At 60.1% G+C, this 14,263-nt stretch carries 9 protein-coding genes and 1 tRNA gene; 2 read left to right on the top strand and 8 right to left on the bottom strand.

Features of this window, described 5'->3' with window-relative positions; genetic code table 11:
* Positions 1-26 precede the first annotated feature (26 nt).
* Positions 27-1,931 carry an asparagine synthase (glutamine-hydrolyzing) gene (gene asnB / locus KF814_10645; GenBank protein ID MBX3236603.1) on the bottom strand — a complete coding sequence of 635 codons (1,905 nt, stop codon included), beginning with the start codon at positions 1,929-1,931 and terminating at the stop codon, positions 27-29.
* Positions 1,932-1,937: 6 nt separating this feature from the next.
* On the bottom strand, positions 1,938-3,176 hold the full coding sequence (locus KF814_10640; protein ID MBX3236602.1) for a hypothetical protein: 1,239 nt from the start codon (positions 3,174-3,176) through the stop codon (positions 1,938-1,940).
* Between the two features lie 460 nt (positions 3,177-3,636).
* Here KF814_10640 and KF814_10635 point away from each other — a divergent pair, with 460 nt between their 5' ends.
* Together KF814_10635 and KF814_10630 are read left to right on the top strand one after the other, a co-directional pair.
* Complete coding sequence (locus KF814_10635) at positions 3,637-5,739, top strand: hypothetical protein (protein ID MBX3236601.1); 2,103 nt, start codon at positions 3,637-3,639, stop codon at positions 5,737-5,739.
* Between the two features lie 97 nt (positions 5,740-5,836).
* The gene (locus tag KF814_10630; GenBank protein MBX3236600.1) at positions 5,837-6,463 is read left to right on the top strand and encodes an outer membrane beta-barrel protein; all 627 of its coding nucleotides are present in this window, start codon (positions 5,837-5,839) and stop codon (positions 6,461-6,463) included.
* A 111-nt stretch (positions 6,464-6,574) separates the two neighbouring features.
* Here the strand turns inward: KF814_10630 and KF814_10625 are convergent, their stop codons facing one another.
* The 6 genes from KF814_10625 to ispG form a co-directional block, all read right to left on the bottom strand.
* Complete coding sequence (locus tag KF814_10625) at positions 6,575-9,676, bottom strand: efflux RND transporter permease subunit (GenBank protein ID MBX3236599.1); 3,102 nt, start codon at positions 9,674-9,676, stop codon at positions 6,575-6,577.
* Position 9,677: 1 nt separating this feature from the next.
* Entirely contained in the window at positions 9,678-10,853 is a 1,176-nt protein-coding gene (locus KF814_10620; protein MBX3236598.1) for an efflux RND transporter periplasmic adaptor subunit, read from the bottom strand.
* Positions 10,854-10,893: 40 nt separating this feature from the next.
* Positions 10,894-12,147 carry a TolC family protein gene (locus tag KF814_10615; GenBank protein MBX3236597.1) on the bottom strand — a complete coding sequence of 418 codons (1,254 nt, stop codon included), beginning with the start codon at positions 12,145-12,147 and terminating at the stop codon, positions 10,894-10,896.
* A 93-nt stretch (positions 12,148-12,240) separates the two neighbouring features.
* A complete protein-coding gene (locus KF814_10610; protein ID MBX3236596.1) occupies positions 12,241-12,708 on the bottom strand; it encodes a hypothetical protein in 468 nt (155 codons plus the stop codon).
* A 192-nt stretch (positions 12,709-12,900) separates the two neighbouring features.
* Positions 12,901-12,976: transfer RNA gene (locus KF814_10605), tRNA-Cys, on the bottom strand.
* Positions 12,977-13,050: 74 nt separating this feature from the next.
* Positions 13,051-14,250 (bottom strand): flavodoxin-dependent (E)-4-hydroxy-3-methylbut-2-enyl-diphosphate synthase, encoded by a 1,200-nt coding sequence (gene ispG, locus KF814_10600; GenBank protein ID MBX3236595.1) that lies wholly within the window; start codon positions 14,248-14,250, stop codon positions 13,051-13,053.
* Between the last annotated feature and the right edge of the window lie 13 nt (positions 14,251-14,263).

Genomic DNA, 14,263 nt, shown 5'->3' with positions numbered 1-14,263 from the left:
ATACCGATAAGACATGCTGAAGATCATTACAGGATCGGATTCCAGCGTTGCAGCCAACGCTCCAACCCCCAGAGCCCATATACGCGCTGACACATGTTGTCTCGGCTAATCCGCAGGTCACTCCATCGTTGGCAGACAAACGCCTGCAACAACTGTTCGACGTACTCCGGACGGATCAATGCTCTCACCATGGCTTTAGGCGAAATCAGCTGCTGTTGGACCTCATGCCTGCCCTTTTCTCCGAGCCACGTATCGAACGGAAACCTGAAACCTGTCTTCGCGCGGCCACAAATTTCGTCAGGCAAATATTTCTTGGCCAGCGCCCGAAGAATTCGCTTATTTTCCGTGAAAGAATATTTCTTCGTTTCGGGGATGCCTGCGGAACAATTAAGTACGGACTCACCGAGAAACGGCACCCGGACCTCCAAACCATGCATGCTGCTCATCATGTCTACTTTTCGGAGGTAATCGCCTGGCAAAGCCGTTGTCACGGTCGCGTCGATAAATTCCGCACCGCCTGCCTGGAGCGTATGCTCGGCCTTAGAAAGAATTCCTGGTCTCCACCCTTCCAACTGTTGAGAAACTAACGGTGAGAGAACGGCCCCAATCTCAGGCGGGAGCAAATAGGATGACAGGATGAACAAGCGCTCATTTCCGCCAGCCTCAGCAGCCATTAACAGACGTCTAATCTGCCGGATACGATCCGACCCTGATGCGAGGAGCGCTCCATTACAGCAAGCGCGAAGTCCTCGAAGCAACCACTGCGGAACTACATGCAGGTGCTCAGCCATATCGGCATAGCTGAAGCGAGGATATCCCCCGAACATTTCGTCGCCTCCGTCGCCTCCAATCATCACTTTGACAAAAGGCTTTACAGCTTTGCAGATGAAATACGTGGGTACTGCCGATGAGTCGCCAAATGGCTGATCAAATTGCGCCAACACCTCATCGAGGAGAGACAAGTCACCGTATCCGTCGGCCACCGGAATTTCATGGTGTTCGATCCCCAGCCATCGCGCAACCCCCCCCGCAAAACGAGACTCATCGTACGTGCTATCGCCGAACTTCACCGTAAAAGTTGGGATTCGCCGCCCTAAACTCCTTACAATCATTGAAACCAGGAGAGAGGAATCAATTCCTCCGCTGAGGAATGCGCCCAAGGGAACATCAGCAACGAGCTGTTCGCTCAGGCTGCTAAGAATTGCCGTTTCAGTTCGTTCCAGGACGACGGAATCTTCCCATTCCATAGGCGTTCGCTTCCAGGACCAGAAGCGCCCATGCTCGACCCCTCGATTTCCTAACCTCAGCCAGGCTCCAGGCTCAAGTTCCTGCACTTCGGAGAAAAATGTCTCAGGCGGAGTCGTATAGGCCAGCGAAAGATGACTCAGGACGGCACGATAGTTCAGAGTTAATGCCCCACTTGCTAGATCCCGCAGTGCCTTGATCTCTGACGCAAAACAGAAGACACCGTCGAAATCTGCATAGTAGAGGGGTTTGATGCCTATACGGTCGCGAGCTAGAAACAACTCATCCGCAACTGTATCGTAGAGCGCAAACGCAAACATCCCGTGCAACTTCGTGAGGCAGGATGTTCCCCAGGTACGGAGGGCTTGCAGCAACACCTCGGTGTCTGAATTCGTACCAAACGTGCACCCCAAATCTTCCAGCTCATTCCGCAACGATTGGAAATTGTAAATCTCTCCATTAAAAACAAGGACATGCCGGTTATCCCTTGACCACATTGGCTGAGCCCCTCCCACCGGATCGATAATGGAGAGTCTCGCGTGTCCCAAACCAACGGTACTCGTACCATCGACCCAACACTCCAGGCCATCCGGTCCTCGATGGCGTAGCGAAAGCGTCATGTGTTGTATTTTTTGCGGGAGACAGGGATCACTGCTCGTTTGAACAATACCGCAGATTCCACACATATGATTCTACCGTCTTACCTCGAATACGGAGCCAGTGACGCCCACAGAGGTCGCCACTAAGAGTTGCCTTCCGACACGTCGATTGAGCACCACACCCAACACGACGCTAGTCAGCAGGTAATACGCACTGATCGCAGCTGCGATGCCCACAAGGCCGCCCCACCAAAGACCAAACGCCTTGAAGATTAAGCCAGTGGTGTATGTACCAATCTCAATTTTCGCAGGGAGAGCCATATCGCCCTGGGCATAAAACGCATTGACAAAAATGTGACTCACCCCAGCCGCACAGAGGACACCAGAACACCCCACAAGAACGCCCCAGATATTCACGAAATCATTCGGATTTACCTTTCCATAGATGCCCCAATACTCCAGAACGCTTGTCTGGTATAGGCCAACCGCTGTCAGAACAAGCAGCAAACTTGCGCCACAACTCAAACACCCCATCCACCAAGCCCTTCGTCGCCACAGCGCATTGAAAGCACTCCATGCCCCCTCATTTGCGAACCGAGCCATGGTCGGGATTACAGGAGCTGCCACGCCGTGGTTGAGGACACGGCTCATCGCTGAATGGATTCTCAAGACAAAATCTAGGATCGTGATACTGCCGGGGCTGAGAAGCGAAGCCAGAAATCGGTCCACGACAAAGCCCGAACGGCTGTATGACACGCTGATAACAAGCGGCCGCATCTTCACCCCTACGTTGTAAAGCACAGCAGGCATTTCTCGCAGCGCCGCCATGGTCGGTCGTCCAAGGGTGGGGAGTAGGATGACGGCCGAGAAGGTGGTTATCCCAACCTGCGTCCATGCAGCGAATCGAACCCCCCAGTGATCAAGCCCCGCAACCAGCGCTCCCCATCCCCCTAGGGTAGCGAGCACCAACGACAGGGCCGGCCATACGAACTGCCCCCTGGCTTGCGACAGCGCAACCAACACTGTTCCGCAGGCACCGCCGATAACCCCGAGCAGTTGAATCTGCGCCAACTGCACCGTCAAATTCATGCCAAATTCAGTGAGACCTGGGGCCAGAATGCGTACCGTCGGGGGAGCCAGAAAAATCAGGACCACCGTAGCTACGACCGACAAGACCCCGATTCCGGATACAAGCGGCCATGCAAGCCTGTTCCGCTCAGACTCTCCTTTGGATGACAGAAACGGAATGAGTACGAATCCAAGCGGTTCCATCAGCAACACCGTTACTGCTTGAGGCAAAGTTGCCCCTGCATACAAAGCATCCGCATCCATGCCTACTCCAAGGTGCGCAATTGTGTACCACTGTATTCCGAACGCACTCAGGATTTGGGCCACGGTGATCACGGACAGCGTCGTACCCAGACGTACCTGTTCATGTTCAAACCCAGGGTCGACTTCTGCCCCAGATATGGTATTCCCCGGCAACGTACCCCCCGACCGGTTTTCCACTACCACTTACGACCTGCGGTACCCAGTGGCGCCAGGCGCCTACCTTTACTCATGCCAACGATGCCCACCGATATTTCGGCACGTTGACGGATCGCGCCACTCCCTCTTATGATCCGCTCCCATTGTGCTGCCGCCCAAACAGTCGCCATATAACTCGTTACTCGTTTTAGTCTTCGGGGCGATCCTCTCCCTTGCCACTGCTGCACCCGCGGTTTCACAAGAGGTTTCTCAACCGGACCCGAGCCCCCACCTCCTCGACGCCCGCTTCTCCGTCAGCACCTTCATGCTCAACCTCGAGAAACAAGGCCTCGAGGACAACACCTTCACCAACGGACTCGGCCGCGATACGACGCTCATCGGCAATTTGGTCAACGCGACCGTCTATCGGCGGTTGCTTCCCCATCTCGAAGCCGAGCTCGGGGTCTTTGCCAACATGCCCTTCGGACACGACACCGAAGTGTCTCAAGTCCGGCCCATCGTCCGCTTGACCTATCAACCGATCGACCAGATCACCGCCGTCGCCGGGACGATCCGCACTCCGCACCGGGACTTCCACGACGCCGTCTTCGACAACGGCAATCGCTTCCTGCGTCCCATCGAGCAGGGGGTTCAAATGCTAGTTGATTCTCGCTACTATCGGCAAGACCTCTTCATCAACTGGGAGCAGGCCTTCCGCGGCTCGGCCTCCAACCGGTATGACGTGGGCTACGCCGGGCAATTGCGCTTCGGCCTGCTGCACTTCAATGGGCAAGTCCATTGGGTTAGGAACGGGCAGGCCCTGTTTAAACTGGACCGATCGTTCGACACCAGGGATAACGTGGTCATCGCGGCCGGACCGGAGTTGGTGTTGGAACCGGCCTGTTATGCCTCAGCCCTATCCTGGTGGAAACAGGCGGGAATCCGCTTCACCTACCTCACGACCTATAATCAACCCGACAACGGCTCAGAGGCGACTCGCGGACGGGGGTATGAGCTGCAGACGTGGGTGGATCTTGAGGGATGGCGGCCCTGGATCTCGTTCTGGAAGGGTCGCAATTTCCTGAGCCTGCAGGGAGACCCAGAATACCGTAGCAGCAACTTCCCGGAAGTCGGCCTGTCCAAGACCTTCTGGTTGACCAACCGCGCCTCCCTCGAGTTCGGCACACAAACTCGACGTATCCGCGCCTTCTTTACCGAAGACGGCCACACCTATCTAAACCGGGACACGTTCAAATGGGTGAACCAGGAGTATCTCGTCTTCAACTGGAACTGGGATACGAACCATGCCGACCTGGCCGGCGATGTGTGGGCGTCATTGTCGCAGCCCTTCGTCGAGGCTCAATCCCCTGCCGGTGAGCGCCGCTTCAGCGCCCTGTTCGATTCGCTGACGTATGTCTACAACATTGCGTACTCAGGACTGCGCCAGGCCGGACCGCTTGCCGTCACGAATCAGACCTTCGCCGGACAGTATCTTGCCCCAGTCCTGCGCTATATGCCGATAGCCGGCTTGACGCTCGATGCCGGTGTCTTCGCCGGGCTGCCGGTCGCGGACACTCAGCATTTTCACACCGCGCAACCGATCCTCGCAGCCGAATATACATTCCTGCCCGGCGCGACCATGGTGGCCGGCACGATCCACCGGAACCATCCCTTCGTCGATGCATTGTTTAACGATGCCATGCTCTTCAGCCGTCCCGTCGAGCAGGGGTTCCAAATGCTGGTCGATCGCGAACATTACCAGCAGGATCTCTTCATCAATTGGAACCAGATCGAAACCTTCCAGAAGGCTGAACGGTTTGATGTGGGCTATGCCGGACGAGTGGCGGCAGGCTATTTCGCCTTCAACGGCCAAGTCTACTGGGCCCATTCCGGCGGCGCGCAATACTCCGAAGCCCGCACCTTCTTCGGTCCGGGCCTGCCCCGCGACCGTCCTGCGGGCAACAATTTCCTCACGGCGTTCGGACCGCAATTTACGTTCCGTCCCGGCGATCACTGGTCCTCGATCCCGTGGTTTCGCGAAATCGACGTGATGGCCCTCTATTTGAACAGCCAGAACGAACCGACACCGGGTAGCTTGCCGATCACGCGCGGCAGAGGATACCAATTGACGGGTGGCGTAGACCTGGCCGGTTGGCGCCCCTACGTCACCATATGGCGAGGCGAACAATTCAACACCGAGCGCGGTGACCCCGCCTACTTCGCCGGAAATTTTACCGAGTTTGGAATGCTCAAGGACGTGGATCTTCCTGCCGGTTTCTCGCTGCGGATCGGCGGATTCGGCCGCATCATCGACCAGCGGCTGACACACACGGAGTATGCACTGCTGAACTGGTCATGGGACCACCGGTCCTGGCGGGGCTCCTGCCTGCGTCCCACGCTGCTTCACCGCAACGAGACGCAGTGCTGATCCACACTTCTCTCTTGCCACCATACGCCAAGCCCGTTAGAGTAGCGTCGTAGCTCGCGGACGGCTTCGAACCGCGGGAATTTCATAAGGAGGCACAATGGTTCGAGGGTATTGCGCGGTCCTGATTCTGCTGGTTCTCTTGAGTTTTCCAGCGCTCGCCAACGCCGAAAACTACGTGGCGCTGGGAACGGGGCTCAACCTGCCCAGCATGGACACCACGGATTCCGGCAACCTTGAGCTCGGAAAGAATCCCTATTTCGGCGGGAAAATCGGTCACTACTTCAACGATCGCGGCTATAACTGGTTTGGGTTGGAACTCGACATGTATCGGTCCTCGCCGGGGATCAAGCAGCAGACACTCCCCACCACCACCAACCCGGCCCTATCGGGGAAAATTCCTGGCGCCGACCTGCTGGTTCATTCACTGGCCTTCAACGCTCTCGTGCGTGTCACCGGTTATCAATATAAGGTGGAACCTTACGCGGGTATGGGCATCGGGCTGAACGTCGGAAATATTTCGAGCGGCACCTTCCGCCCTGAAGCCTCGTTCGCGCCGAGTTTCAACGTGCTCACCGGCATTCGCTACTACGTCACCGACAAGATCGCTCCGTTCGTCGAATACAAATACAACTTCGCCCAGTTCAGCTGGACCCGCAGCCACGTGACCGCCGACTACCGCGCCAATCTCTTCATGTTCGGCATCGCCTTCCACTACGACCGCTGACGCCACCATGCAAGCCTGTTCAGAAGCGGAAGTCGACGACACTAGTCCGCCCGGTCGATCCTCCTACGGCGGATTCGATGCGTATCGCGCGATATCGGAGACCGCCTGAGGTTACAGGTCCGCTGGCTTCCCCGTCGCAGGCTCCACCTGGATCCCGCCGAATCGTCGGTACAACGCTGGAATGACCAAGAGCGTCAGGATGGTCGAGGTGAACAGGCCGCCGATGACCACCGTCGCCAGAGGACGCTGGACTTCCGCCCCCATGCTGGTCGCCACCGCCATAGGGAGAAAACCGAGACTCGCGACCAGCGCCGTCATGAGCACCGGCCTCAGCCGATCCATCGCCCCCTGCCGCACGGCTTCATCGATCGAGAGTCCCTCCATTTCGAGTTGCCGGATGTGACTGACCATCACCACCCCGTTCAGCACGGCGATCCCGAACAGAGCGATGAACCCGATGATGGCCGAGATGCTCATCGGCAAGCCACGCAGCCACAACGCCACGATCCCGCCGGACAGGGCCAACGGCACATTGAGAAAGATCAGTGCGGCCGGCTGCATCACGCCGAAGATCACGGACAGCACGCCGAGGATCAATAGAATCGTCATCGGCACCACAATGGCCAACCGGCGCGTGGCCTCTTCCAAATGCTGGAATTGCCCCCCCCACATCAGCTCATAGCCTTGCGGCAACGACACCTGTCGCGCTACGGCCTGTTGCGCCTCCCTCACGAAACTCCCCAAATCGCGTCCACGGATGTTATTTTCCACCACAATCCTCCGCTGCACGTGTTCGCGGCTGATTTGCGCCGGACCGGTGTCGACGCGCAGCGTGGCCACGCGCGAGAGTGGAACGAGTTCCCCGTGTGCCGTCGGAATCAGCAAGGCCCCGAGTGCCGCAGGGTCCGCCGACGCTTGATCGATCAGCCGCACCGTCAAATCAAACCGCCGCGAGCCTTGAATGACGGTGCCGACGACGCGCCCCACCCGCGACGTTTGGACCAACGCCAATACTTCGTCGGCCGTCAGTCCATAGCGCGCGATCTGTTCACGGTCGATGGTCACCCGGAGGAGCGGAAGCCCCGCCACCTGCTCCACCTTCACGTCGGCGGCACCGGGCACGGTCTCCAAGACCCGCGCGACGGCCTCTGCCTGCTGTTTGAGCACGTCGAGATCCGGACCGAAAATTTTGACGGCAAGGTCCGATCGTGTCCCGGCGATCAACTCGTTGAACCGCATCTCGATGGGCTGCGTGAAACCCAATCCGACGCCGGGCACCGCCTCCAGAATAGCCGGCTTGATCTTGGCGATGAGGTCATCGCGTGTCCTGGCCGTCGTCCACTCGCGCTGCGGCTTCAGTATGACGAAGACATCCGACATTTCCACGCCCATGACGTCGGTCGCCACGTCGGGACTTCCCGTGCGAGTCACCACCTGTACGACTTCGGGAAAGCGCCGCAATACCCGCTCGACATCGGAGGCATTTTGAACCGATTCCGTCAGCGACACACTCGGCAACCGCCACAGCTGAATGGCCATGTCTCCTTCGTCCAACCGAGGCACGAACTCCATCCCAAGCCAGGCCGCCAGGCCCAGGCTTGCCGCGAAGAGCCCCACGGCGGGGAGCACCACCAGCCGTGGCCGGGCGAGGGCCCAAGCCAAACAGGGCTCATAGACTCGACGCGCCACACGGACCAGGGCGGTGTTCTCCTCCCCACCCTGCACGGTGATCCACCACCAAGAAAGGAGCGGAATGACGGTGATCGACAGCACGAGCGACGCAGCCAAGGCGAGGATGACCGTAAGCGCCATCGGCCGGAACATCTTGCCTTCGATGCCGGTCAGGGCCAGGATCGGCACATACACCAAAATAATAATGCCGACGGCGAGCGTCATCGGCCGAAGAACCTCCCGGCCCGCCGCCAAGACCTCGGCCAACCGCGCCTCCCGGCTCAGCACGCCCTTCTTCGACAGCCGTCGAAGGATGTTGTCCACCATCACGACCGACCCGTCGACGAGCAAGCCGAAGTCGATGGCGCCCAAGCTCATCAGATTCCCCGACAACCCGAACTGCATCATGCCGGTGAAGGCAATGAGCATGGACAGCGGAATGGCCGCCGCCACGACGATCCCGGCGCGGAGGTCGCCCAGGAAAAGAAACAGCACGGCTACGACCAGCATCCCGCCCTCGAGCAAGTTGTTGCGCACCGTGCGCATCACGGTCGAGACCAGACGCGTCCGGTCGTAATAGGGCTCGATCGTGACGCCGGGGGGCAACGTGGCCTCGATCTCCTTGACCCGAGCCTTCACGCGCTCGACCACCTCACGGGCGTTTTCGCCCGCCAGCATCTGCACCATGCCGATGACCGTTTCCCCTTCGCCCATCGACGTCGCCGCGCCGAGCCGCAGGCCAGCCCCCTCCCGCACCTCGGCCACATCCGAGACGTAAATCGGCACGCCCCCTGTCCCATGCGCTACCACAATGCGCGCGAGATCGGACACCTGCGTGGCCAACGCTTCGCCACGGATGAGCAGCTGCTCGCGTTGACGTTCGATGTACCCACCTCCTGCGATGGCATTGTTGCGCGCAAGTGCGTCGAAGACCTGGCGCAGTGACAGCTTGAACGCGAGGAGCTTCGCCGGATTCACCACCACTTGAAACTGCTGCGGTTCGCCGCCCCAGATATTCACTTCCACCACGCCGGGAACTGCGCGCAGACGCATGCCGATGTCCCATTCCAGCATCGTGCGAAGCGCCATCGGCCCATACCCAGGTCCGCGCAGGGTGAATTGATAGACCTCGCCGAGTCCGGTCGTCAGCGGCCCCACGATCGGCCGCCCATATTCGGCGGGGATCAGTTCCGTCGCTCGTGCCAGGCGTTCCGTGACGAGTTGACGCGCACGGTAGACATCCGTCCGATCCTCGAAAATACAGGTGACGGCAGACAGGCCATAGCGCGATACCGATCGCAACTCGCGTAGGGCCGGCAATCCGCTCAGTGAGGCTTCAATCGGAAAGGTGACGAACTGCTCGACTTCCACCGGACCGAGCGAGGGCGCCTTGGTAAGGATCTGCACCTGCACCGGCGTGAGATCCGGCATCGCATCGATGGCCAGGCGCGAAAGCGACCACAGGCCGAGCGCGATCACCAGGAGCAGGCTCACGACCGTAAAGAAGCGATACCGAAGGGAAAGCACAAACAGCCGCTCCACGTCAGCCGCCCTCCCCCGAACCGATCTGCTCCTTGAGCAACACGTTCTTGAGATCGAACACGCCGTCGACGGCCACCCGCGTCTCGGGCGCCACACCCTTCCGAACTTCCGTCCAGCCCCCGCTTTCCCGGCCGACTTCGACCGGTGTGAAGACGAATCCTCCGTCGCGCTGCACGAACACGCCCCTAACCGCCCCGACCATGGTGACCGCGGACACAGGGATGGCCGTGACCGGCGGCCCCGCGGCGGACAATTGCACATCCACATACTCCCGCGGCTTCAGGCCATGCTCGCGGTTGGTGACATCAAACTTTACGTGGATGGTGCGGGTGACCTCATCCGCCACCGGCGCCACATAGACCAGGGGAGCCATGACCGGGTCTCCGCCTTTGGGCACGATCGTGCCCACATCCCCTTCCTTGAACTTCCTGGCTTGTTCGATCGGCAAATTGGCAAACACCCACACACGACTGGTATCCACCACTTCGAACAGTTCATTTCCCGGTGCGACCCCTTGCCCGCGTACCGCATTCTGCGCGACCACCGTGCCGGCGATGGGAGTGGTCAGGATGTAGCGGTGGCTTTCGTCATGCCGCCCCCGCTCCAATTGGGACAACTCGGCCTGCGAGAGCCCCATATGCAGCAGCTTTTCACGGATATGCTGGTACCGGGCGTTCGTTTCCAGATAGCGGCCACGGTCCTCGACCAACTTTCGCTCCGGCACGATGTCGTCGGCACGGAGTTTTTCGGTCCGGTGAAAGCTGTTCTCGGCCACGTCGGCCTGCGCCTTGCCGACCAGGTATTCCTCGATCAACTGATCGAGCTGCAGGCTGCCGATCGCGGCGAGGGGTTGTCCCGGCTTGACCCGGTCCCCCAACTGCACGTGCACCTGTTCGATCTGCCCGTCGATCCGCGAGGTAATCTTCGCGACCTGACGAAGATCCAACGCAACTTCCCCCGGCGCCGTCACAAGGTCCGGGAGCGAGCGCACCGTCACCGGTTCGGTCCGCACCCGATCTCGCACCGCCTGCGGCGGCTGGATCAGATGAACCGCCGTGGTCGCCGGCTTCGATGCCGCCTTGGGCGGCACCGCGGCCGGCTCCGGAGCCTGCTCGCCGCATCCGGCCAGCGCCAGTGCCGTGACGATCAGACTGCGAATCAGCATGGTCGGCATCATAGCCGTACTCCCTTGTCGGTCTGTGAGGCGCTCCAAACCATTACAGCGAGGTTCCCAGCGAGCGTTCCAATCGCACCAAGGCAATCGAAAGGTCCGCGCGCACCTGCGCATATTCCAACAGGGTCTGCCGGTAGACTCGTTGGGCATCGAGCACATCGAGCAAGCTGGCCACCCCCTGACGGAAACTGGTGCGGGCTACCGCCAACGTTTGCTCCGCCTGTTTGAGTAGTCCGGTTTCGAAGACATGGAGTTGATCCTGTGCCGTGCGCAATTCCTGGGTGTGCTGCGTGATCGCCTGCTCCAATTCATTGCGGGCTCGAGCCCGCTCGGCTTCTGCTCGATACTTCGCGCCCATAGCCGTTTCGATCTCGCCCTGACGCCGGTACCAGAGCGGCAGTGGGACGCTCAGCCCGGCGGTCACCGATTCGTCTCCCGCCTCGCGGTGGTAGCTCCCCAAAATGCTGACGTTGGGCACGCGCGACTCGCGCTCGTAGCGGACCGTATGGTCGGCTTGTTCCGCCACCTTGCCCAACCGCCGCAGCGCCGGGTGGTCCTCGACCGCTCTGGCCGCCAGACCCTCGACATCCAAATTCGGTTTGGGAGAAAGAAAATCTCCCTGCACGCCGAATTGTTTGCCGAGGGCACCCGCCGTGAGCGTATTCAATCGAGATTTCGCCACGAGCACGGCGTTCTGCGCCCGCGCCACATCCTTCTGGGCCTTTTGCACCTCGACCCCGGCCTTCATCGTATCGAACGAGGTGGCTTCTCCCGCCGCAACCCGCGCCTTGACCGTCCGAAGCACCTCTTCCACCAGCGTCACATTTTGCGCCGCGAGTTCGGCGTCTCGCAGCGCCAGGAGGAGGGAGAAAAAGGCGACTTTGACATCGGAGGCGAGCGTCAGCCTGGTCTCTTCCAACAGGGCGTTCGTCCCGGCCACCCCCGCATCGGCTGCTTCTTGACGGGCTTGCCGCTTCCCCGACCACTCCAAGGGTTGTTCAACCGTGATCGTCCGCTCGGTGACACGCGCCCCGTTGCTCGGGTCGCGGATCGCGCCCCGCCCTGCAACGCCGGTCAGCGACGGATTGAGATAGGCCCCGGCGGCAATCTGCTGCCCCTGGCTTTGCTTCACGAGTCCCTCGGCCCCGGCAATGGTTGGGTTCCGCTCGGCGGCCAACGCGAGGATATCTCCCAAGGAGTAGACGGCGGATGGCGGATCAGCCGTCCACCCTGCCGAGGGGACGCCCAGGGAAAAGACCACGCAGACGTATACAAATAGAACTGGAATCCGTTTCATGTGGAGCCTCCCTGCTGAACGACCAACATCGGACGACAATGCCGGGCATTCGCCGGCATCGAGGTCGTTCACCACGTCATGCGAAAACGGGACTTAGCTGAGGGAGACTGGTGGAGCGTGGGCAGAATGGGCGTGGGTCAGAAGTCGCCAGGGCTTGGCCGGCGGCACCGGATCGTCGAACAACACTCGACCACGAACGAGGCCATCGAATTCAATCGAGCTCAGCAGGACACCGACGGTAATGCAGGGTTTGAGGGGCTTGCGGTCCGTGGAATCGTTCAGCACCGAAAAACCGAGTTCCGGATGTTCGTGCCAACTCGGCGATCCGTCGCTGGAGAGGGTCACCACACCCGGCGATGGCCGCTCATAGCGATCCGACTCGCAATCGAGATCGCCCGACCAGACCGTATGGACGGTCCCTCCGTGTACATGCCCGGCTTCACCGTGATGATGATCGGCTTCCGGATGCACGTGAAACAACGGGACCAGCAGCATCCAGACGCACACCCAGATGCACAGGGCCAGGCGGCCAAGTCGGGAATCGTCGAGTAGACGGACCATAGGAGAATCAGCGTAGCATAGTCACAGACTTGCAGCAATCAAGGATGCCTTGTCCAGCAAGCAGCCGCGCGCTACCACGAATGTGGCGGCCAAGCTCCGGCCCACAGGAAGTCTACAACCAGGAGGAACCGTAGAGGGGTCTTTCCCGTCGCCAAGAGCAAGGTGAGGGGATCCGGGCGGGCAAGCAAGGTATGGAGGCGCCGAGCGGGTTCGAACCGCTGCATCGCAGTTTTGCAGACTGCTCCCTTAGCCACTTGGGTACGGCGCCCCGGGAGTCGGCATTATAAAAGGGGGATCGGTCCGAACACAACCAGGAAGAACGTGGCGCTGCGGGAAAATGCGTCAGCGTTTGGTCGGAAGCACAGGGATGTCGCGCACGAGGGTCGACGGTTGATCGCTGCCTTGACCGATCGGTTCCCAACCGGCCTCCGTCTTTCCGTTCGCGTCACGATCGGCGGATTCGGAAACCCCTTCGGCCTCCTTCTCCTTGGCCATCTGCTCGACTTCATGGATCAGCGTATCCATGAGTTCTTCCATCGGCACCTTGCGCATCAGCTTGCCCTTCTTGAAGAGAATCCCCTTCCCTTCGCCGCCGGCAATACCAATGTCCGCTTCCTTGCCTTCGCCGATTCCGTTGACCACGCAGCCGAGCACCGACACGTTGAGCGGAGTCTTGATGTGCCCGAGCTTCTTTTCCAATTCGTTGGCCATGCGCACGACGTCGATTTCGACGCGGCCGCAGGTCGGACAGGCGATCACGTTGATGCCGCGATGGCGTAACTCGAGCGACTTGAGGATCTCGAACCCGACCTTCACTTCCTCGACCGGATCAGCCGCCAACGACACCCGCAGCGTATCGCCGATGCCCTGCGTCAGCAAGAAGCCCAGCCCGATGGCGGACTTCACGGCGCCGGTCATAGCCGTGCCGGCTTCGGTGATGCCGATGTGCAGGGGATAATTCGATTGGGTCGAAAACAGGTAATAGGCATCGATGGCGTGGTGGACGTCGGAAGCCTTGAGGGACACCTTCAGATTGGTGAACCCTTCGTCCTCGAGCGCATGGACGGCATTCAACGCCGATTCCGACAGGGCCTCCGGAGAAGGCCAGCCGTACTTGTCCAGCAACGGCCGCTCAAGCGATCCGCCGTTGACCCCCACGCGCAGGGGAATCCCCCGCTCGTTCACCGCCTTGATCACTTCCTGCACCTTCCACCAGGCCCCGATGTTCCCCGGGTTGATGCGCACGCAATCTACGACTTCGGCGGCTTTGAGGGCCAACCGGTGGTCGAAATGAATGTCCGCGATCAGCGGCACGGTCATGGCCGCCTTGATCTTTGGAAGCGCCGCCGCAGCTGCTTCGTCAGGCACGGCCACACGAATGACCTCGCAGCCGACTTCCTCCAGCTGCCGGATCTGTTCCACCGTGGCCTTCACGTCGCGGGTGTCGGTCGAGCACATCGACTGGACCGCAATCGGCGCATCCCCGCCGATCTTCACGTTTCCCACCTGAATCTGCCGCGTCTTCTTCCTGGTGATATGCATCAGTGTCTCAGCC

This window comes from Nitrospiraceae bacterium, from assembly GCA_019637075.1.
Taxonomy (GTDB): Bacteria; Nitrospirota; Nitrospiria; order Nitrospirales; family Nitrospiraceae; genus JAHBWI01.
Note: the sequence above shows the minus strand (reverse complement) of the source record. Positions and strands in the feature narration are given on the sequence as shown.

Coding starts and splice junctions, on each gene's coding strand:
- asnB (MBX3236603.1), bottom strand. CDS start 1,931: ATGTGTGGAATCTGCGGTATTGTTCAAACGAGCAGTGATCCCTGTCTC.
- KF814_10640 (MBX3236602.1), bottom strand. CDS start 3,176: ATGGATGCGGATGCTTTGTATGCAGGGGCAACTTTGCCTCAAGCAGTA.
- KF814_10635 (MBX3236601.1), top strand. CDS start 3,637: ATGCTCAACCTCGAGAAACAAGGCCTCGAGGACAACACCTTCACCAAC.
- KF814_10630 (MBX3236600.1), top strand. CDS start 5,837: ATGGTTCGAGGGTATTGCGCGGTCCTGATTCTGCTGGTTCTCTTGAGT.
- KF814_10620 (MBX3236598.1), bottom strand. CDS start 10,853: ATGATGCCGACCATGCTGATTCGCAGTCTGATCGTCACGGCACTGGCG.
- KF814_10615 (MBX3236597.1), bottom strand. CDS start 12,147: ATGAAACGGATTCCAGTTCTATTTGTATACGTCTGCGTGGTCTTTTCC.
- KF814_10610 (MBX3236596.1), bottom strand. CDS start 12,708: ATGGTCCGTCTACTCGACGATTCCCGACTTGGCCGCCTGGCCCTGTGC.
- ispG (MBX3236595.1), bottom strand. CDS start 14,250: ATGCATATCACCAGGAAGAAGACGCGGCAGATTCAGGTGGGAAACGTG.